Here is a 19,274-nt window from a genome sequence, read left to right as displayed (position 1 = left end):
GGTTGAAACTGCCGGGCGTCGAGTGCGGGCTGGCGGTTCGGCTTGCCGGGATCGCGCGGGTGCGGGAAGAAGACAAGGGCACAGGGATGGGGCAGGGCGGACAGTGACGGATTTCGACGCGCTCACCCATGATCAGCAGCTCGGCATCCTGCAGGAGACGGCAGAGGCGGCCATCGCCAACTACGATGTGCCGGCGGACGTTTCCGTCGAGATGATCAACCTGTCGGAGAACGCGACCTACAGGATTACGGCGCGCGACGGCCGGCGCTGGGCGCTGCGCATCCATCGCGACGGCTACCATTCAAGGACGGCCATCCAGTCCGAATTGGCCTGGCTGACCGATTTGCGCCAGACCGGGATCGTGCCCACCCCCGTGCCGGTGGCGGGCAAGGACGGCGAGCAAATCCAGCTTGTAGGCCATGCCAGATTGGCGCGACCCCGCAATGTCGTGCTGTCGCAATGGGAGACCGGTTCGGAGCCGGGCATAGGCGAAGCGCTCGCCGAACCTTTCGAGGTGCTTGGCGAGGTGACGGCCCGCATGCACATCCACGCCCAGCAATGGAGCCGCCCTTCCTGGTTCAGTCGCCATGTGTGGAATTTCGAGACAAGCCTCGGCGAGGAAAACCCCCATTGGGGACGCTGGCGTGACGGGATGGGTGTCGACGCCGCGAAAGCCAAACTCTTTGGCCGCACCGCGGACCTGATCGGCCGCAGGCTCGACGCCTTTGGCAAAGGCCATGACCGCTTCGGCCTCATTCATTGCGACCTGCGGCTCGCCAACCTTTTGATCGACGGCAAGACGGTGAAGGTCATCGACTTCGACGATTGCGGCTTCGGTTGGTATATGTACGACGCGGCGACGCCCATCTCTTTCTACGAGCACGAGCCGCAGGCCGCCGATCTGATCCGGTCGTGGACGATCGGCTATCGCCGGGTGCTTGACCTGCCCAAGGCGGACGAGGATGAGATCCCGACCTTCGTGATGCTGCGCCGCCTGCTCCTGGTTGCGTGGATCGGCTCACATGCGGAGACGGACCTTGCCAAGTCGATGGGCCTGCCCTACACCGAGGGAACGGTCGGGCTGTGCGAGGCCTATCTGAGCAAGTTTTCCTAGACGGTTGCCGTCATCACGCCAGTGCTTCAAGGCTCTCCGGCAGGATCTGACCGCCATCGACGATGATCGTCTGCCCCGTCACGTATCCAGCTTCCTTCGACGCAAAGTAGAGTGCAGCGTAGCCGATGTCCTCCACGGTTCCGAGCCGCTTGAGAGGGACAGAGGCAGCCATGGTCTTCTGGTAGTCCTCGCCCAGGCCGGCTAGGCCCTCGGTCACGATGTTGCCCGGCATGACGGCGTTGACGGTGATGCCGTATTTCGCCAGCTCGATGCAGGCCGTGCGCATGAAGCCGAGCTGCCCCGCCTTGGTGGCGCCGTAGTGCGACCAGCCGGGAAAGCCGGTGACCGGGCCGGTGATCGACGACGTCAGCACGATGCGGCCCTGGTCGGATGTCTTAAGGTAGGGTACCGCCGCCTTGACCGCGTGGAAGGTGCCCTTGAGGTTGGTGTCGACAACCTCGTCCCATTGGTCCGAGGTCATGTCTTCGAGCCGCGCCTGCGGGAAAATTCCGGCGTTGGCGCACAACACGTCGATGCTACCGTTTCTCGCGGCCACCGTCGCAAACGCGTTCTCGATGCTGGCGAGCGACGTGACATCGCCAACCACGCCGAAGGCTCGGTGGCCGATCTCGGCGGCCGCGGCTTCAGCCTGGTCGAGATGGCGCGCAATGATGGCGACCTTGGCGCCCGAGAGCGCGAGCACCCGCGCTATGCCCTTGCCGATGCCTTTCGATCCGCCGGTAACGACAACGGACCGACCCTTCAAAGACTGGGTCATGATTTGAAGCTCCAAAATGAGACGGGGACAGAGTGATACTCTGTCCCCGTTACCGAAAAGGATTCCAGGGCGATGGACGCGTCCTAGCCTTCGTTCACCATGTGACCGATGTTCTGGTACGCTTGGGGGTTGGCAGACTTCAACACGAAGCCCCAGATCAGGCCGACGATAAGGATCGCAAGCCCGACATAGGGAATGCTCCTGGCGAAGCCATTGGTGCCGCCGAGCGTCGCGAGATTGGCCACCAGCGTGTAGACGAGGACAAGCTGGACAACCAGCGAGATTAACGGCGCAATGACTGTCGTCAGCACGCCGCCGCCACCGTTCTTCTTGAACCACATGTAGATCGCCAGCGAGACAACGGCCTGCAGCACCAGCAACAGTCCCGTGCCAAGCACCGCAAACAGCGTATAGACGCCAAGCCAGGCCTGTCCCGACGGATCGTCGAAGCCGTAGCCCAGACCGTAGAGCAGGACCCATATCGCCGCCAGCACCGACTGCAGGGCCGAGGCCTTGTGGGGGCTCTTGTGGTGGTCATGCGTCTCCGCGATCACCTGGGGCAGGACGCCTTCGCGTGCCAGCGAGTACAAATAGCGGGAAGCGGTGTTGTGGAAGGCCATGCCGCAGGCGAAGGAACTGGTCAGGATTAGAAGCGACATCAACTGGTAGCCCCAGCCGCCGACAAAACTCTGAACTGGTGTCAGGAAGAAGTTCACCCCGTCGGAGAAGGCCTTGGCCACCATGTCGGCCTCGGTAGGATAGGCCGCCACCGCGCACCAACTGACGAAGGTGTAGAACAGGCCAAGGCCAATGACCGAAATCAGCAGCGACTGTGGAATGATGCGCTTTGGATCGCGGGATTCCTCGGCATAGTTCGGCGCCATCTCGAAGCCGACCCACGACCAGAACGCCATGAAGATGCCGACGGCGGCCGCGCCCGCGGGGATGGCCACGGTTCCGACTGTCTGCTCGGCGACAGGCGTGAACACCTTGAACATATTCAACGAATCGCCGGAAAAATTCGTCCCGCCATGGGCGAAGAGCACACCCAGCGAGAAGATCACCAGCATGATCACTTCAAGAATGAGGGCGATCCCGAGCAGCCGTGCCGACACCTTTACATCGCGATAGGCAAGTGCGGCAATGACCACGATCATGCCGAGCGCAAGGACGATCCATGGCACGTTGATGCCGAGGTGCTGGGAGATCCACAAATTGCCGAAAAATGCGAACAGCCCGGTGAGCGAGGCCTCGAACAGCGAGTAGCAGGCGAGCGAGCCAATGCCCGCCGACATGCCGACCTCACGGCCGAGCCCCTGACTGATGAAGGAGTAGAAGCCGCCGACGGACGATACGCGCGATGCCATCGCCGCATAGCCGACCGAGAAGATGGTCAGCACGATCGTTGCCATCAGGAAGGCGGCCGGCGTGTATTTGCCGATGCCGTAGCCTGCCGCGAACGGGACGTTGCCCAGCATCGCCGACATTGGCGCCGCGCCGGTGACGGCCAGGAAAAGCACTCCCGCGAGCCCCACGGCCTTGGAGTGCAAAAGGTTGATGCTGTTACTCTTCGAGACGTCAATCGTCCCGCGTGCAGTTTCTGTGGCCATGAAGCCCTCTCCATTCGTGACAGCTGTATGCAGTTCCCCGCACGTGGCGGCCGATGTGTCCCGGCCTGCGCGTGCAGCCATGACACTACGGACGCAGCGTCACTTTGCCAAGGCCATGATTTTGCATAGCTCGGCGCTCGACATCACGTGGCAGTAGATCATGTTGATGATTTCGAGCTCCTTGCGATGAAGCTCTTCGGTCGCCGCCGCGCAGCAATCCTCGAGCACGATGACGGCGTAGCTCTCATCCGCCAGGCTGCGCACCGTCGAGGACACGCACTGGTCCGTGAAGATGCCGCAGCAGATGACATTCCTGATGCCGAGATTGTGAAGGATGAGGCGCAGATTTGTTCCCGTCAGCGCGGAATCGGTGGTCTTGGTCACGACGATTTCGTCGCCGGCCGGCTGAAGCTCGGCAACAAACTGCGATGGCGCGTCGTTCTTGGGCAGCAGCAGATTGTTCCAGCCCGGCATTTTCTGGGAGAGCGAGCGGTCGCGCCCGTCCTTGGTGTGGCAGGCGATGCGGGCAAAAAGGCATTCGATGCCATTTTCCCGAGCCAACTCCAGCAATCTTGCCGTGTTCGGTATGACCGTGCCGTGCATGCGCTCGTGGAACGGCGTCCACAGATCGTAGCGGTGCTGTTCGTGCGGCGAAAGCGACCCGCGATCCGGCCGTTCCAGGTAGGTGTTCTGAACGTCGATGACCAGGATGGCGGTTTGCGCCGGCACCAGCACCGGATCATCCGGCTCGGGCGCGCCGAGATAATAGAGCGAACGGAATCCGTTTTTCCAGTCCATGCGGTCCTTTCAGAAGCGGAAGGTGAAAAGGCCGCGCGCCGCATAGGTCTCGGCGGCCTCCTCGATGAAACGGGCGATGCGTTCGGCCTGGTAGGTGTCGCGCATCGTGGCGGCTGCCCCGAGCAATTCTTCCTTGGACTTGGCGCGGCCGGGACGCAGCAGTTCGTAGACCTGCATGATGAAATCCTGCGGCACCTCGACCAGCTCGGCCCCGCGCTCGAAGTTGAGGGCCAGTGTCGGCCGGCCGACATCGCGGGCCACGTCGGCCTGGGCCTGCAGCGCCTGCGGTGTGATGCGAAGGTCTTCCATCGTCACCTCGCCGGCAAGCACCGCATCCAGCGTGATCTCCGGAAGCGCCTTGCCGTGCTTGCCGGTCACGGCGCCGGGCTGGGTTTCGGCGAGCGGATAGTCGGCGCGCGTATGGGTCACGATTTCGCTCCCGTCAGGGTGATGTCGACTTCTTCGGGGGCAGCACCTGCTTCGGTCAACCCGGTTTCGATGGCGTAGATGAGAGCGACGCGGGCGTGGTAGCGCGACCCCATGGCCTCGCCTCGCTGCGGCACCACGATGGGCTCCGGCATTTCGCCCAGCGCATAGGCCGCCGCATTGGCACCGAGCGCACGATAGTGCTCGAGCCTGGTGATCGGCGCATTGGAAAACAGTTCGAGATTGTTGTGCGGCTGGCGGTCGCGCTGATGGATGACGGCCGTGCCCTTGGCCTGGATGCCGATGCCGATGCCGCTGCCGGCAAGCCGGGCGGCGGACAGACCGAGGAAGGAGGTATCGGCCGTATGGCGAAAGCGAACGACGCGCGCCTTGAGCCCACGCGCGCGGATCGCATTCAGCATGGCGCCAAGGACTTCGGAAAGCCGATGTCCGGCCGTCGTTCGGTAAAGCTTCAGCCCGAAGGCCGGGCTGATGCCGATGACGACATCTTCCTTCGCCGATCCGTTGGCTGCTGGCCCAAGGTTGCGATAGCGGATGTGCCTTGCCTCGTCCTTCTCGTGCAGGGCTTCCGAGCGCAGCACTTCCTTCTGATCCAGCACGTCGCGGATATCGTTGAGCTGCAGGCGCCGCTCTTCGGACACGCGATAACCAGAGCCGGGGCCGAGATAGTCGTTCGGATCGTTCACCGCGCTGACGATCCGCCCGTTGCGGATCATGGCCGAGGTCTGGAGATAGTCGCCCGAAAGGCGCAGCTTCACCACGTTCAGCAGATTCTCGGCCTCTTCGCGGAAACCGCGGTTGGCCAGCGCCTTGACCACATCGATCACAGTGATGCCGCGCTCCTTGATGGCCTCGCTGATGAACGACACGTCGCGCGGCATCAGGCTGCGCGTATCGTCGGAGCCGGAGGCGTAAACCACGCTGGTCTTCATGTCCTCGGTCGGCGAGGACAGGCCGAGCTCCTCGAACACGGCGGCGATCGCCTCCACCGCCCGCTCGCGCAGCTCGATCGCGCGTGACTCGGGCAGTGGCGTCAACCCGCCATCGGCCTCGAAATCCCGCTGCAGCACCAGATAGTCTTCCAATTCCTCGCCGTTGATCAGCGACGGGTTGAACGAATTGTCGTATTTCAGGATCGATCCCATTCCCGAACAGATCAGATCCGAGCCGGCGATCAGATAGGGAAGGATCTTGGCGCCGACACGAATTTCGGATTCGGTGGAGCGCGCGTCATTGCCGGACGCGCATTCGAGATCGAGCCAGACGGCGATGAGGTTCTCGGCCATCAGCTCGCGAACGCCACCCGGTATCGTCGCGGTCAAGGGCGCTCCGTCGATGCCACCATTTTGCGTGCCCTGCACGCCCATGCCACGCTGCAGGCAGAGGCAGCGCGCTTCCAGATAAAGCAGCGATTTTGCTTCATGGAAGCCCATCAGCAATTCGGAGCCGGCACCCGAGGTGCAGCGCATCTTGACGCCGCGCGAGGCATAAGCGGCGGCCAGAAATGCCTTGGACCACGGCGTGTCGTCGCCATCGGTGAACGATTTCTCGGTTCCGTAGACGGAAACGGTTTCGGCGTAGGAGGTAAAGCCGGCCATGGCGATGCGCAGCTCCTCCGCTTCCTCGCTGGAGCACTGGAACAGCGTCCCCCAGCGGCCGACCGCACCGCCCACCGCACACGCCACCGCGTTGGACCAGGCGTTGCGTGATACGCGCATCGTCGTTTCGATCTCGTCGAAGCCAAAGGCGACGGCGGTTGCGGCATCGGCGGCGAGCTGGAGCGGGTCGTCCTTGGCGTTGGTGACATGCGCCTGGTTGCCCGGCGTCTTGCGTGCCCGCATCTTCGAATAGGCGAAGGCGATCTCCAGCGCGTTGAGCTGCGCCACCACCTCGGCAAGTTTCGCGGGTGTCATGCCGTGCGCGAGCCGCACCAGCGTTTCGCGCGGCACATTCATGTCGACCAGCCAGCGTGCGACGGTCGCCGAGTCCAAAGCCATCGCTTCAGGCGCCACCTCCGGGTCGATGTGGTGGCGGGCAATGAAGCGGTCGATCATGTCGTAGTCGTGTTCAAGCACCCCATCGAGGGACACGACGCGCCCGCCGGTGATGCCGATGCCAGGTTTGGGATCGGCCGGGCTTGAGAAGGCGGAGAAGCCGTTGGCGGGGTCTTCTGCCGCGAACTTGTCCAGCCGCAACGGCCGCTCGTCCCAGTCGGCGAAGCGCTTCCAGCGGTTCAGTTTCGGTACCATGCGTGCATTTCCCAGCCTAACGGGAAGACTAGTGAATGCCCACTCTTCACACAATGGCCTGGATCGAACGTCGCCGAAGGGCCTGCACGCCACTACTTGCTGCACGGAAGCCGGTCCCGCTGCACGCAGCCCAGTTACTTTCCGCTCATCGACAAGCCCAAGCGCTGAAACAGCCGTGCCCAGGCGATCTGGCCGATTTTGAAATTCTCGAGCCGGAAGAATTCGTTCGGCGCATGGTAGTCCTCGTCGGAGGTCGAGAACGAGAAGAAGATCGTGCCGACGCCGAGATGCTCCTTGAAGACGCTGCCGATCGGGATCGTTGCACCCATGGCAACCCGCAACGATTTCGCTCCCATCATCTCGCCGAGCAGCGTTTCGGCGATGGCAAGGGCAGGCAGGTCGGGATCGATCGAGAACGCCTTGGTGCCAGGGCCGTGGCGTTGGACGTCGAGCGAATAACCCTTTGGCAATTGTGCTTCGAGATGGTGCCGGATAGCATCGGCAACCTTGCCGGGCTCCTGTCCGGCGACGAGGCGGCACGTGATCTTGGCGCCCGCCGACGAAGGAATGACCGTCTTGGTGCCCGGTCCCGAATAACCGCCGAATATGCCGTTGAATTCAAGTGTCGGTACCAGCCATTGACGAACCAGAAGGTCGTGGCCGGAGGGCTGTGGATCGGGCGCCGGAGCGCCAATCCCGGCGAAGTAGGCGGCGGTATCGAAGCTGGCGGCATCGATCGCTTCAAGAATGGCCGGATCGGGCGGCGTGACGTCGTCCATGAAGCCCGGCACGGTAACGGCGCCATCGCTGTCGTGCAGGCTGGCCAGCAGGGCGGCGAGCGCGCGAATGGGATTTGGCGCACTGCCGCCGTGGCGGCCGGAATGAAGATCCTTCGCCGCGCCCGTCACCACCACGTCGATCGCGACCATGCCGCGGCTGGCCACCGTCATCGATGGCCGGTCGGCGCGCCACATGGCGCCATCGGCGGAGACAACGAGGTCGCAGGCCAGGCGCTGGCGCATCTTTTCAACCAGCGGCGAAAAATGCGGGCTGCCGGATTCCTCCTCGCCCTCGACAAGCATCTTGATGTTGAGCGGCAGGCGACCGGCGGTCTTCAGGAATGCCTCGACGACCAGGATCGGGATCAGCACCGGACCTTTGTCGTCCGAAACGCCGCGCGCATAGAGGCGGTTGTCACGCACTGTCGGCTCGAAGGGCGGCGTGGTCCATTTCTCGACCGGATCCGGCGGCTGCACATCGTAGTGGCCGTAGACGAGGATGGTCGGCGTCGCGGCGTCGCCGACAATTTCACCGAACACGGCCGGATGGCCGTCTGTCTCGACGATCTCGACGGTCGGGAATCCGGCCCGCGTCAGCAGTTTCGCGACGAAGCTCGCCGCCGAACGGATGCCGTCGCGATAGGCCGGATCGGTGCTGACGCTCGGAATGCGGCAGAACGCCTTCAAGTCTTCCAGGGCTTCGCTGGCGTGGGCGGCGAGGTAGGCCTCGACGTCGCTCACTTGCCGCCATCCACGCTGATCACCTGACCGCTGACCCAGCCGGCGAAATCGGAGGCGAAGAACATCACCATCGCGGCAATGTCGTCGGGTGAGCCGAGCCGCTTCATCGCGATATTCTGCAGCAGCTTTTGCTGGCCTTCCTCGCCCATCGCCTCCCATTGCCGCTCGGTGGTGGGATTGGAGCGCACGAAACCCGGCGCGACATTGTTGACGGTGATGTTCCAGGGGCCAAGTTCATGCGCGAGCTGCCGCGTCAGCCCGATCTGGCCAGCCTTGGCGCTGGCATAGGCCTGGATGCCTGTGAGGCTGATGCCGAGCCCGGCGCCGCTGGAAATGTTGATGACACGCCCATAGCGCTGCTTTTTCATGCCGGGCGCCACGGCCTGCGTCATGAAGAAGGCGCCCGAGAGATTGACGTCGAAAATCGTCTGCCAGTCGGCCTGGGAGATTTCTTCCAACGGTCGCCCGACCTGACTGCGCACGCCGCCAGCGTTGTTGACGAGAATATCCACCGCGCCCGCATCGGCCTCAATCGCGCCGACGACTGCTTGTACTGCGTCGCGGTCGCCGACATCGACGACATGAGTGCGGCAGTTTTCGCCGCAAAGCTGGCGCGTTTCGGCAAGGCCGGCTTCGTTGACGTCCAGGATATGAGCCGCCGCGCCGCGTTCGGCGAAAGCCTTGGCGATCGCGCGGCCAAAGCCGTGTGCGGCGCCGGTGACGATGACGGTGCGCCTGTCGAAGCCGATGTTCATCTGGCGCCTGCCGGAGTGCTCGGCATGGCTTCGGCCAGTTCATCGAGATTGCTCAGAACCAGGCGCCGTTTGCCGTCCTCGATTTCGTGGATCATCTCGACCGTACGCGCCGTCAACGGCGTCGGCATGCCGAGCTTCTGTCCGATCTCGACGATCGGGAATATCTGCGCATCGACTTCCGTCTTGCGCTTGCGGATGGCGAGGTCGCGCCAGATGCCGGTGTGAGACTTCGCCGACCGACGGTTGTGCACGACCATCTCGTCGAAGGAGCGGTCGGTGGCGGCGGTGGATGAGCCGGGCGCGAAAGCGCCGGGGTCGAAGCCGTCGAATGCCTCTGCCCTGACGCCATTCGCCTTGGCGACGGCGCCGACTTCCAGCCCCACCGCCGCGAGTACCGGGCGATAGCGGCGGTCGGCGAACACATCGGCGATGGAATCGTCGGTCAGCGCCGTGGCGAAGAGCAGCGCGCCGTAGATCATCTTGCCCCAGAGATAGCCCCAGATGTTGTCGGTGAGCACCGCCTTCGGCTCGAAATCCTGCATCAGTAGGTGAAGCCCCGCGATACGCGGCGTGCGCTTGCCGTCGAGTTCACCGATGACCACCGCGCCATGGCCGCTGAAATGGACGACGCCCGGCTCCAGGTAATCCGCGCCGAAATTGACAAAGCAGCCGACCGTGCGCTGCTCGCCGACGATTTCGGCGATGGTGAGTTCGTTCAGTCCGTTCTGGGCCGAGACCACGCAGCCGCCATCGGCCAGATGAGGCAACAGCGCTGCGGCGGCAACGCGCGTGTGATGTGCCTTGACGCACAGGAAAATCCGCTCGAAGCGGCCGGTGACGGTGGCCGGCAGGAAGGCTGGTGCCATGACGGTATCCTGGAAAATCGGTCCGTCTATACGCAAGCCATTCGCGTTTATCGCGTCGACATGGCCGGCATCGCTGTCGACGAAGGTGACGGCATGGCCGGCGCGGATGAATGCGGCACCAAGCGTGCCGCCGATCGCCCCGGCACCCCAGATCAGGATCGGTCCGGTCTCATTCATGACCATGGCCCTTCGAGCAGATCGCGCGTCTCCCTGACCGCGATGTCCCAGATCGCCTGCATGTCCTCGTCCGGCCGCTCGTAATATCCGCCGAAGTTGCCGTCGCCGAGATAGTCGCGAACCGCCTTGGGCGACATCAGACGCATACGGGCAAGGTCGATCATCGGCTTCTGCTGCGTCGGCGGTTTCACGCCGGCCAGCCGGGTCCAGGGGAAATTCTCCATCCAGGAGGCGTGCGAGGCGACCGGATCGATCTCCCGCACCTTGCCCATCGTGGCAGGGGCAGCCCACCAATTGTGGAATTTTATCGCGGTATCGGGATTGTCGGCCATCCATTCGATCGCCAGGGCGCCGGCCGGCTGGTTGCCGCCATGGCCGTTGACGATGAGGATGCGACGGAACCCTTGTGCGCGCATGCCGTCGAGGATGTCCCTGACAAGGCGAATATAGGTTTCGGTGCGCAGGCTGATCGAACCGGGATAGGCCATGAAATAGGGCGTCAGCCCATAGGCGACCACCGGAAATACCGGAATGCCGAGCGGCTCTGCCGCTTCCGTCGCTACGCGCTCGGACAGGATCGAATCGACCGACAATGACAGCTGCGCGTGTTGTTCAGTGCTGCCCAGCGGAAGAACCGCGCGATCATCCTTGCCGAGATACTGTTCGACCTGCCGCCAGTTGCATTCGGAAATTTTCACGATGCCTTCCTCTCCTCGTCCGTTGCATTGATCAGCGGCACCAGCACGCGCTCTATCTCGGCGGTGTCGGGGGCGTGCCGATATTCGAACGCGGTGACGCCCGCCTGCAATTTCGCCAGGACATCCTCGGCGCCGCTGGCGAACACCACGACATCGGAGCCACCGAGCAGTGCCTCCAAGTCCGGCGTCTCGAGCGTGGCACCAGTCAGATGCTCGACATGGGGGGCGAAGCGCTGGACGCCGGCCTTCATGATCGGCAGGAAGTCCGGAAACCTGGATATGACGGCCACGCGGGCCAGCGAATCCAGCGCGGCCAGCGCCTTTCGCGTTTCTTCCGAAGGGATGAAGCTGATCGACACCACCTTGGTGTTGGTGACCAGCGACATCACCTCGCGCTGACGATTGACGAAGGTGACGGCGAGATCGGCCGAATTGGCGCGCGCGCGGGCGGCAGGATCACGTTCGATGGCCGAGATCGTCAGCGGCTCGACGGTCACGCCATTTCCGAGGCGCGCGGCGATGAAGCGCGCATAGCTGGCGGTGGCGTCGGTGAACAGTCCGATCATGACGATCCTGGTCCGGGCACCTATGCTGTCGCGATAGAAGGCGCGCGCGCTGACCAGCGAGACGAGTTCGGCCGGCCGGATCCCTGCGGCCGTTCCGGCATCAATCAGCGCGTCGATCCGCCTGTGCAGTTCCATCGCCTCCGGGCGGGCGGCCAGCCTCGCACGCCCGCTGCTGGTGACGAACGTGCCGGAACCGGGACGCGTTTCGATCATGCCTGAAGCCTTGAGGTCGCCATAGACCTGGCTGACCGTCATTGGGGCAACACCGATGCGCTCGGCCAGTTCCCTGACCGAGGGAAGCAGCTCTCCCGGCACCAATTCGCCGCAGGCGATGCCGTATTCGATCAGTCCCTGCAACTGCGTGCGCAGGGGAACTGGCAGATCGCGATCGACCGAGAACTCCATTCAGGTCCCAATTCAAGTGTATTACTCACCTATAACGCTTAGTCCGGTCGTTCTTGGGTGACAAGCGCGTTGTTGCGCCAGAGTGCCGCTTTCCTTGGGACAATCCCGTTGACACGATGGGCCTTGCGTGAAAACGTTATGGCCAACAATAACACTTGAAAATTCCTCTGGAGATACGGGAGCCGTCATGAACACGCTCGTCAAGGCCGCGCTGAGCGCGGCACTTCTCGTTGGAACCAGCTACAGCGCGCTTGCGGTCGAACGCGGCGGCACCCTGAAATACGGCCGCTATGCGGACAGCCTCTTTCTCGATCCGGTGCTCAACGATGCAAACGTCGACATCTGGGTCCTGTCCAATCTCTACGACACGCTGATCCTGCCCACCGACGACGGCAAGGGCCTGAAGCCGGGCCTGGCGACGGAGTGGAAGGTGTCCGGCGACGGGCTCACCGTCACGCTGACCTTGCGCGACGGCATCAAGTTTTCCGACGGATCGCCGATCACCCCGGCCGACGTGCAGTGGTCGCTGAAGCGCGCCGCAGATCCGAAGAAAGGCATCTGGAATTTCCTGGTCGGCTCGATCCAGGACGTCACCACCGAAGGCGACCACACCGTCATCATCAAGCTCAAGAACACCGATCCGGCGATCCTCGCCTCGCTCACCGTGTTCAACACCGCGATCCTGCCGATGAAGGCGTTCGAAGCCTCGGAAGGGACAACCGACGAGGAAAAGGCGAAGAGCTTCTCGGCGCATCCGATCAGTTCCGGTCCGTTCGTCCTGCAATCCTGGGACCACGGCCAGTCGATGAAGCTGACCCGCAACGAGAACTACTGGGCGAAGGGCGAGGACGGCAAGCCGCTGCCCTATCTCGACGGCATCGATTTCGAGGTCATCCCCGATGATGCCACCCGCATCCTGAAATTGCAGTCGGGCGAGATCGACGGCGCCGAATTCATCCCGTATGCGCGGGTCGACGAATTAAAGCAGGCCGACGGCATCGATATGAAACTCTACCCGTCGACCCGGGTCGAATACATCACCATGAACGTGCGCCCGAAGATCGGCGACAAGGACAATCCGCTGTCGAACGAAAAAGTCCGCCAGGCGATGAACTACGCGACCAACAAGGAGGCGATCATCCAGGTGGTGACGCATGGTGTGGGGTCACAGATGACTTCGTTCATGTCCTCGGCGACGCCACTGCACAAGGGTGACAAGCCGCTCTATCCCTACGATCTCGACAAGGCCAAGCAGTTGATGAAGGATGCCGGCTTCGAGAATGGCTTCGAAACCAGCCTGCTCGTGCTTGCCGGCAACCAGGACGAGATCGGCATCGCCACGGCGGTGCAGCAGATGTGGGGGCAGATCGGCATCAAGCTCGACCTGCAGCAGGTCGACAATCCGAGCCGCACCCAGCAATACCGCGACGGCACATTCACGATGCGCGAAGCGGCGTGGACCGATGATATCGCCGACCCGAACGAGATCGCTTCGTATTTCGTCTATTCGCCGACCATCGGCGCGCTGCACAGCGGCTGGAAGAGCGACGAGGCCGACAAGCTTTTCGAAGCCTCGCAAAAAGAGATCGACGCCGCCAAGCGCGCGGATCAATATGCCAAGATGCAGGACCTATACAACGCCAGCGGGCCGATCCTCCCGCTCTACGAAACGCCTTATCCGGTCGCGTTGAGCAAGAAAGTGCAAGGCTTCGTGCAGATCCCGCTCGGCAACAATATCTTTGGTGCCGCATGGCTGCAAAAGTAGGCTGATCGCCTAAGGCGGTGAACGTCCGATCGTTCGCCGCCATCCTGCTAAAATTGAACAAGGTCTGGATCACCTCTTGCCGCTGTTGGGCTTCATTTTCCGACGAGTTCTGCAAACGATCCCGACCATCGCCTTCATCCTGGTGGTCACCTTCATCCTCGTTCGGCTTTTGCCGGGCGATCCGGCCAGCGCGATGCTCGGTGATCGCGCCATCGACGCTGACGTCCAGCGTATCAATGCCAAGCTAGGGCTCGACCAACCGATCCCGGTGCAGTTCCTCTACTTCACCAAAGCGGTCTTCACCGGCGATCTCGGCAACTCGATCGGCCTGAAGCTGCCGGTGATCGAACTGATCGAGCGCCGTCTCCCCGTCACATTGATGCTTACCGGAATGGCCGCCCTGATCGCGCTGCTGGTGGCGGTGCCGCTGTCCTTCGTCGCGGCGCTCAACCGTGGCGGCGCACCGGACGCCATCATCCGCGGCACCTTCCAAATCGGCCTGTCCATGCCCGTCTTCTATGTCGGGCTGGTGCTGCTGACGGTGTTTGCCGCAAAATTGCGCTGGTTTCCGGTCGGGGGCTATGGCCAGAACTTCCTTGACGATCTCTACCATCTCTTTCTTCCCGCCACGACGCTGGCGCTCAGCCTTTCCGCCGTGCTCATGCGCAATCTGCGCGCCGCCATCATCGGGGTGGTTGGCGCCGACTATGTCGACTTTGCCCGCGCCAAGGGCCTTCGCGCGAGGGTGATCATGACGCGCCATGTCCTGCGCAATGCGCTGATTTCGACGGTTACGCTGTTTGGCCTGTCGATCGGCACGTTGCTCGGCGGTGCGGTCATCACAGAAACGGTATTCGCCATCCCTGGTGCCGGGCGGCTGATGATCGAGGCCATCTACGGCCGCGACTATCCCGTCATCCAGGGACTGACGATCGCACTGGCGCTGCTCGTGTCATTCACCTTCCTACTGACCGACATCGTCCAGGCGTGGCTCGACCCACGAGTGGTCCGATGAGCGCGGGCGCCGTCCAGATCGCCCCGCCGGCGAAACGGCGCCGGGCATTGCCAGGCACGCTGGTAGGCGCAGTCATCGTGCTTGGCGCCAGCCTTGCCATGGCGTTCTTTCCAAGTCTCTTCGCGCCCTACGATCCGACCGCCTTCGACTACAACGCCATCATGCATGGGCCGAGCTGGGCGCACCCTTTCGGCACCGACAATTTCGGCCGTGACATGCTTTCGCGTGTCATCCACGCCTATCGAATCGACATGCAGATCGCGGTGTTCGCGACAACGGGACCGTTCATCTTCGGCACCATCGTCGGCGCCCTGGTCGGCTATGTGGGCGGCTGGGTGGAGGCGGTGTTCGGCCGCGTCGTCGATGCGGTCATCACCTTCCCGTTCCTCGTGCTGGTCATCGCCATCGTCTCGGTGCTCGGCCCCGGCCTCCGCAACATGTACATCGCCGTCGGCGTCGTCGACTGGGTGTTCTACGCAAGGCTGGTCTCCGCCGAGGTCAAGATCCAGCGCCGGCTCGACTACGCCGACGCGGCACGTGGCATGGGTTACGGCCACATGCGCATTATCTTCCGGCATCTGCTGCCTAACGCGATAACGCCGGCGGTGGTCTATTTGATGACCGACATGGCGCTCGCCATCTTGCTCGGCTCCAGCCTCGGCTATCTCGGCCTCGGCGCGCAGCCGCCGGCCGCTGAGTGGGGTGTGCTGATCGCCGACGGCAAGAATTTCATGACCACCGCATGGTGGGTGTCCGTATTCCCCGGCATTGCCATCGTCATCACCGGGCTCGGCTTCAGCCTTGCAGGCGACGCGCTGGCCGATTTGCTGAGGGTCAACCGATGACGGCGCCGTCTCCAGATCGAAATACAGCCGGCGGTGGGCTCAAGGTGCGCGGCCTCACCACCACCTTCGCAACGCCACGAGGCCTGGCCACCGTCGTTGATGGCATCAATCTCGATGTCGCGCCGGGCGAGATTGTCGGCCTGGTCGGCGAGTCCGGATCGGGCAAGAGCATGACACTGCGCTCGATCGTGCGGCTGGTGCGCGAACCGGGCAAGGTGAGCGGTCAGGTCGAATGGCAGGGCCGCGACCTGATGGCGATGCGCGAGGCGGACCTTCGCAAGGTGCGCGGCGCCGAAATAGCGATGATTTTTCAAGAGCCGATGACGGCGCTCAACCCCGTGCTGCCGGTCCGCCTGCAGATCGAGGAAAATCTCAGCGCCCACACCACCCTGGACCGCCGTGCCCGCCGTCAACGCGCGCTGGAACTGATGAACATCGTCGGCATTCCGGCCGCCGAGCGGCGGCTCGACGAATACCCGCACCAGTTCTCCGGCGGCATGCGCCAGCGGGTGATGATCGCGATTGCGCTGGCCAATTCGCCGAAACTGCTGCTCGCCGACGAGCCGACGACGGCGCTCGACGTGACGATCCAGGACCAGATTCTGAAGCTTATCCTCGACCTGCGCGACCGTTTCGGCATGAGCGTGGTGTTCGTCACCCACGATCTCGGCGTCGTCGCGGCGACCTGCGACCGCATGGCGGTGATGTATGCCGGGCGCATCGTCGAGACCGGCACGGTGGCGCAGGTGTTCGCCGAGCCACACCATCCCTATACGCGCGGGCTGCTTGGTTCCGTGCCGCGCATCGGCGCCGAGCGCAGCATGCTTTTATCGATCGAGGGTATGCCACCGGGCCTGATCGATTTGCCGGACGGCTGCGCCTTTCATCCGCGCTGTTCCTTCGCCACGGACCGCTGCCGCGCCGAGCGGCCGCCGCTCGAAAGCTTCGCCGCCGGCAGAGAGGTCGCCTGCTTCCACCATCAGACCGTGGCCGCGATGGCGGAGGCGGCCTGATGCGGGACATGCCGCTGATCTCCGTCGAAGGCGTCTCCAAGCGGTTTCGCCTTCCCCGGACCGCGTCCGACATACTCACCGGCAGACCGCCTGCCGCTGTCCATGCTTTGAACAATGTCGATCTCGAAGTGCATCGTGGCGAGACGCTCGGCATCGTTGGCGAATCCGGCTGCGGAAAATCCACGCTGGCGCGTTGTCTCGTGCGGCTCCTCGAGCCGGACGAAGGACTGGTGCGTTTCGACGGCAAGGATATCGGTCTGCTGCCTCAGGCGGAACGGCGCGCCTTCAACCGCCGCGTCCAGATGATCTTTCAGGATCCCTACTCCTCGCTCAATCCGCGCATGTCGGTGCGACAGGTTCTGTCCGAAGCGCTGAGCGTGCATGCGATGCGGCCAAAGGCCGATATCCCGGCGCGTATCACCGAGCTGCTGGGCCTTGTCCGCCTTCCGGCGGACGCCGCCAACCGCTATCCGCATGAGTTCTCCGGCGGCCAGCGCCAGCGCATCGGTATCGCACGCGCTCTTGCCGTCGAGCCGGAGGTGCTGGTCGCCGACGAACTGGTCTCCGCGCTCGACGTCTCGGTGCAGGCGCAGGTCATCAACCTCCTGCTGGACCTCCAGGAGCGGCTGAAGCTTACCGTCGTCTTCGTCGCCCATGACCTCAGACTGGTGCGCCACATCTCACACCGCGTCGCGGTGATGTACCTGGGCAAAGTGGTCGAGACCGGCCCAACGGAAGCGCTGTTTGCAACACCCCGCCACCCCTATTCGAAGGCGCTGCTCGATGCCGCGCCCGAACTCGATCCGGCGCGGCAAACGCGGGTGGCGGCGGCACGCGGTGAACTCCCCAATCCGCTTGACCTGCCCACCGGCTGCCTGTTCAACACGCGATGCCCGTTCGCGTTCGAGCGTTGCTTTGCCGAGCGGCCGAACCTGTCCAACCGGGGGCCGGCCCACTTTGCCGCCTGTCACCTGACTGACTTCGGCAAACCGACGCCCGCGACAATCGCTGCACAATGAGCTGCTGAAGAACCGAATTTCCCAAATGGCCAAGAGACGCCGATGAGCTACGCCGCATTCGAAGCCGAGGTCGCCAAGGTCAACGACATCTTGTGCGCGGTGAACGTGCTTGTCTGGGATTCGCGTACCATGATGCCCTCGCTTGCTGCCGAGGCGCGCGGCAGGCAATTGGGCACGCTGGCGACGGTCGCACGCGAAATCGCTACTGGCGATACCATGCACAAGGCGCTCGATGCCGCGCGCCTGGAACTCACGGGAATGCCCGACGAGCAGCTTCGAAGGCGTGCGCTCGATGACGCGACGGGCGCGATCGCCACACTCGGCCGCATCCCGGCACGGCTGGTCCAGGAAGCAGCAGAGCGGCGGACCGAGGGCCAGGCGGCATGGATCAAGGCGCGTGCCGAGAACGATTTCGCGGCCTTCGCGCCGGTGCTCGAGCGAACCGTCGCGCTGCAGCGCGAGATCTGCGAGCATGTCGGCTATGTCGACCATCCCTACGATGCGGCGTGCAGCACCTTCGAGCCCGAGATAAGCTGGGCGCAGCTCAAAGATTTGTATGCCGAACTGAAATTGGCGATCGGACCGCTGCTTCAGGCTGCGCTGCAAGCGCCGCCTGCGCGCATCGATGTTCTGGAGCGCACCTATCCAATCGAAAGGCAGAAAGCCTTCTCCAAGGCAGTGGCCGCCCGCATGGGGTACGACTTCGAGCGCGGCCGGCTTGACGACACGGTTCATCCTTTCGAGATTTCCTTCACGCGTAGCGACGTACGCATCACTGGCCGCTTCCGTGAGAACTGGCTGCCAGGCGGCCTCTTTGCTGTCTGGCACGAAGCTGGCCACGGCATCTACGAGCAGGGCGTTTCGCCCGCATTCACCCGCTCGATCTTCACGACCGACCTCGTCAATCTCTACGCGGTCGGCGGCACCAGCTTCGGCATGCATGAATCGCAGTCCCGCCTGTGGGAGAACCGCGTCGGCCGCTCCCGCCGCTTCTGGGAGCAGAATTTCGGGGCATTGCAAGCCGAGTTTCCCGACCAACTCGCCGACGTCTCGGTCGCCGACTTCTGGCGGGCGGTGAATGCGCCACGTCCTAGCCTGATCCGGGTGGAGGCCGACGAACTCACCTATGACCTGCATATCATTCTGCGTTCGGAGATCGAGGCCGGATTGATGGACGGCAGCCTGCGCATCGCTGACCTTCCAGCGATCTGGGCGGACAAGATCCGCGGCTATCTTGGCCTTGACGTGCCGACCGACACGCTGGGCGTCTTGCAGGATGTGCATTGGTCGGCGGGCATGATCGGATCCTTCCCGACCTACACGATGGGCAACGTCATGTCCTCCCAGCTCTTCAAGGCGGCGACCAAGGTGCCTGGGATTGAGCGCGGGCTCGAGACCGGCGACTATGCGCCGCTGAGGACGTGGCTGGCCGACAATGTGCATCGTCACGGCCGCTCGCTGACGCCAGCCGAAATCCTGAAGGCCGCAACTGGCAAGGTGCTAGGGACCGACGACTACATTGACGATCTCCGTCGCAAGGTGGCCGAGCTTGACGCATAGCGCCTGTCATCCTGATTCAGGCGTGGTCGAGCCGCTGCTGACCTGCCTTCGGCGCAAGCCCAGACGCTATCTCT

The 19,274-nt window shown here is 63.4% G+C and carries 17 protein-coding genes; 7 read left to right on the top strand and 10 right to left on the bottom strand.

What is annotated here, in order from left to right; all coding sequences use genetic code 11:
• Positions 1 to 103 precede the first annotated feature (103 nt).
• Entirely contained in the window at positions 104 to 1,114 is a 1,011-nt protein-coding gene (locus A3A9_RS0131340; protein WP_027062161.1) for a phosphotransferase enzyme family protein, read from the top strand.
• A gap of 13 nt (positions 1,115 to 1,127) precedes the next feature.
• On the opposite strand, the gene fabG is transcribed toward A3A9_RS0131340, so the two are convergent.
• From fabG to A3A9_RS0131290, 10 genes are all read right to left on the bottom strand, one after another.
• Positions 1,128 to 1,892 (bottom strand): 3-oxoacyl-ACP reductase FabG, encoded by a 765-nt coding sequence (gene fabG / locus A3A9_RS0131335; protein WP_027062160.1) that lies wholly within the window; start codon positions 1,890 to 1,892, stop codon positions 1,128 to 1,130.
• An 83-nt stretch (positions 1,893 to 1,975) separates the two neighbouring features.
• The gene (locus A3A9_RS0131330; RefSeq protein WP_027062159.1) at positions 1,976 to 3,502 is read right to left on the bottom strand and encodes an APC family permease; all 1,527 of its coding nucleotides are present in this window, start codon (positions 3,500 to 3,502) and stop codon (positions 1,976 to 1,978) included.
• A 99-nt stretch (positions 3,503 to 3,601) separates the two neighbouring features.
• Positions 3,602 to 4,300: a cysteine hydrolase family protein gene (locus A3A9_RS0131325; RefSeq protein ID WP_027062158.1), complete on the bottom strand. Its 699-nt coding sequence runs from the start codon at positions 4,298 to 4,300 to the stop codon at positions 3,602 to 3,604.
• Positions 4,301 to 4,309: 9 nt separating this feature from the next.
• On the bottom strand, positions 4,310 to 4,729 hold the full coding sequence (locus A3A9_RS0131320; RefSeq protein ID WP_027062157.1) for a diol dehydratase small subunit: 420 nt from the start codon (positions 4,727 to 4,729) through the stop codon (positions 4,310 to 4,312).
• Positions 4,726 to 6,996 (bottom strand): propanediol/glycerol family dehydratase large subunit, encoded by a 2,271-nt coding sequence (locus A3A9_RS0131315; RefSeq protein ID WP_027062156.1) that lies wholly within the window; start codon positions 6,994 to 6,996, stop codon positions 4,726 to 4,728. The genes A3A9_RS0131320 and A3A9_RS0131315 overlap by 4 nt, the downstream gene beginning before the upstream one ends.
• Before the next feature lie 134 nt (positions 6,997 to 7,130).
• Positions 7,131 to 8,516 (bottom strand): dipeptidase, encoded by a 1,386-nt coding sequence (locus A3A9_RS0131310; RefSeq protein ID WP_027062155.1) that lies wholly within the window; start codon positions 8,514 to 8,516, stop codon positions 7,131 to 7,133.
• Entirely contained in the window at positions 8,513 to 9,271 is a 759-nt protein-coding gene (locus A3A9_RS0131305) for an SDR family NAD(P)-dependent oxidoreductase (protein ID WP_027062154.1), read from the bottom strand. The genes A3A9_RS0131310 and A3A9_RS0131305 overlap by 4 nt, the downstream gene beginning before the upstream one ends.
• On the bottom strand, positions 9,268 to 10,314 hold the full coding sequence (locus A3A9_RS39855; RefSeq protein WP_033838917.1) for a ketopantoate reductase family protein: 1,047 nt from the start codon (positions 10,312 to 10,314) through the stop codon (positions 9,268 to 9,270). The genes A3A9_RS0131305 and A3A9_RS39855 overlap by 4 nt, the downstream gene beginning before the upstream one ends.
• Positions 10,311 to 11,012: a creatininase family protein gene (locus tag A3A9_RS0131295; RefSeq protein ID WP_027062153.1), complete on the bottom strand. Its 702-nt coding sequence runs from the start codon at positions 11,010 to 11,012 to the stop codon at positions 10,311 to 10,313. Before A3A9_RS0131295 ends, A3A9_RS39855 begins: the two co-directional genes overlap by 4 nt.
• The gene (locus A3A9_RS0131290) at positions 11,009 to 11,983 is read right to left on the bottom strand and encodes a GntR family transcriptional regulator (RefSeq protein WP_027062152.1); all 975 of its coding nucleotides are present in this window, start codon (positions 11,981 to 11,983) and stop codon (positions 11,009 to 11,011) included. The genes A3A9_RS0131295 and A3A9_RS0131290 overlap by 4 nt, the downstream gene beginning before the upstream one ends.
• Before the next feature lie 187 nt (positions 11,984 to 12,170).
• Between A3A9_RS0131290 and A3A9_RS0131285 the strand changes: the two genes are divergently transcribed.
• From A3A9_RS0131285 to A3A9_RS0131260, 6 genes are all read left to right on the top strand, one after another.
• On the top strand, positions 12,171 to 13,748 hold the full coding sequence (locus A3A9_RS0131285; protein WP_027062151.1) for an ABC transporter substrate-binding protein: 1,578 nt from the start codon (positions 12,171 to 12,173) through the stop codon (positions 13,746 to 13,748).
• 76 nt (positions 13,749 to 13,824) lie between these two features.
• A complete protein-coding gene (locus A3A9_RS0131280; RefSeq protein ID WP_027062150.1) occupies positions 13,825 to 14,763 on the top strand; it encodes an ABC transporter permease in 939 nt (312 codons plus the stop codon).
• Positions 14,760 to 15,608, top strand: coding sequence for an ABC transporter permease (locus A3A9_RS0131275; RefSeq protein WP_027062149.1), 849 nt, complete (start codon positions 14,760 to 14,762; stop codon positions 15,606 to 15,608). Before A3A9_RS0131280 ends, A3A9_RS0131275 begins: the two co-directional genes overlap by 4 nt.
• Positions 15,605 to 16,621 carry an ABC transporter ATP-binding protein gene (locus A3A9_RS0131270; protein ID WP_033838911.1) on the top strand — a complete coding sequence of 339 codons (1,017 nt, stop codon included), beginning with the start codon at positions 15,605 to 15,607 and terminating at the stop codon, positions 16,619 to 16,621. Before A3A9_RS0131275 ends, A3A9_RS0131270 begins: the two co-directional genes overlap by 4 nt.
• Positions 16,621 to 17,640, top strand: a complete 1,020-nt coding sequence (locus A3A9_RS0131265; protein WP_027062147.1) for an ABC transporter ATP-binding protein — start codon at positions 16,621 to 16,623, stop codon at positions 17,638 to 17,640. Before A3A9_RS0131270 ends, A3A9_RS0131265 begins: the two co-directional genes overlap by 1 nt.
• Before the next feature lie 42 nt (positions 17,641 to 17,682).
• Positions 17,683 to 19,200 carry a carboxypeptidase M32 gene (locus tag A3A9_RS0131260; protein ID WP_027062146.1) on the top strand — a complete coding sequence of 506 codons (1,518 nt, stop codon included), beginning with the start codon at positions 17,683 to 17,685 and terminating at the stop codon, positions 19,198 to 19,200.
• Positions 19,201 to 19,274 lie beyond the last annotated feature (74 nt).

Source organism: Mesorhizobium loti CJ3sym, from assembly GCF_000472785.1.
In the GTDB taxonomy this organism is placed as follows: Bacteria; Pseudomonadota; Alphaproteobacteria; order Rhizobiales; family Rhizobiaceae; genus Mesorhizobium; species Mesorhizobium loti_E.
The sequence above is the reverse complement of the archived record's forward strand: the minus strand, read 5'-3'. Positions and strand labels throughout refer to the sequence as shown.

What these genes read in the sequence shown, in the direction of transcription:
- A3A9_RS0131325 (WP_027062158.1), bottom strand. Translation starts at nt 4,300, where the DNA reads ATGGACTGGAAAAACGGATTCCGTTCGCTCTATTATCTCGGCGCGCCC.
- A3A9_RS0131305 (WP_027062154.1), bottom strand. Translation starts at nt 9,271, where the DNA reads ATGAACATCGGCTTCGACAGGCGCACCGTCATCGTCACCGGCGCCGCA.
- A3A9_RS0131265 (WP_027062147.1), top strand. Translation starts at nt 16,621, where the DNA reads ATGCGGGACATGCCGCTGATCTCCGTCGAAGGCGTCTCCAAGCGGTTT.
- A3A9_RS0131285 (WP_027062151.1), top strand. Translation starts at nt 12,171, where the DNA reads ATGAACACGCTCGTCAAGGCCGCGCTGAGCGCGGCACTTCTCGTTGGA.
- A3A9_RS0131270 (WP_033838911.1), top strand. Translation starts at nt 15,605, where the DNA reads ATGACGGCGCCGTCTCCAGATCGAAATACAGCCGGCGGTGGGCTCAAG.
- fabG (WP_027062160.1), bottom strand. Translation starts at nt 1,892, where the DNA reads ATGACCCAGTCTTTGAAGGGTCGGTCCGTTGTCGTTACCGGCGGATCG.
- A3A9_RS0131315 (WP_027062156.1), bottom strand. Translation starts at nt 6,996, where the DNA reads ATGGTACCGAAACTGAACCGCTGGAAGCGCTTCGCCGACTGGGACGAG.
- A3A9_RS39855 (WP_033838917.1), bottom strand. Translation starts at nt 10,314, where the DNA reads ATGAATGAGACCGGACCGATCCTGATCTGGGGTGCCGGGGCGATCGGC.
- A3A9_RS0131290 (WP_027062152.1), bottom strand. Translation starts at nt 11,983, where the DNA reads ATGGAGTTCTCGGTCGATCGCGATCTGCCAGTTCCCCTGCGCACGCAG.
- A3A9_RS0131330 (WP_027062159.1), bottom strand. Translation starts at nt 3,502, where the DNA reads ATGGCCACAGAAACTGCACGCGGGACGATTGACGTCTCGAAGAGTAAC.
- A3A9_RS0131275 (WP_027062149.1), top strand. Translation starts at nt 14,760, where the DNA reads ATGAGCGCGGGCGCCGTCCAGATCGCCCCGCCGGCGAAACGGCGCCGG.
- A3A9_RS0131260 (WP_027062146.1), top strand. Translation starts at nt 17,683, where the DNA reads ATGAGCTACGCCGCATTCGAAGCCGAGGTCGCCAAGGTCAACGACATC.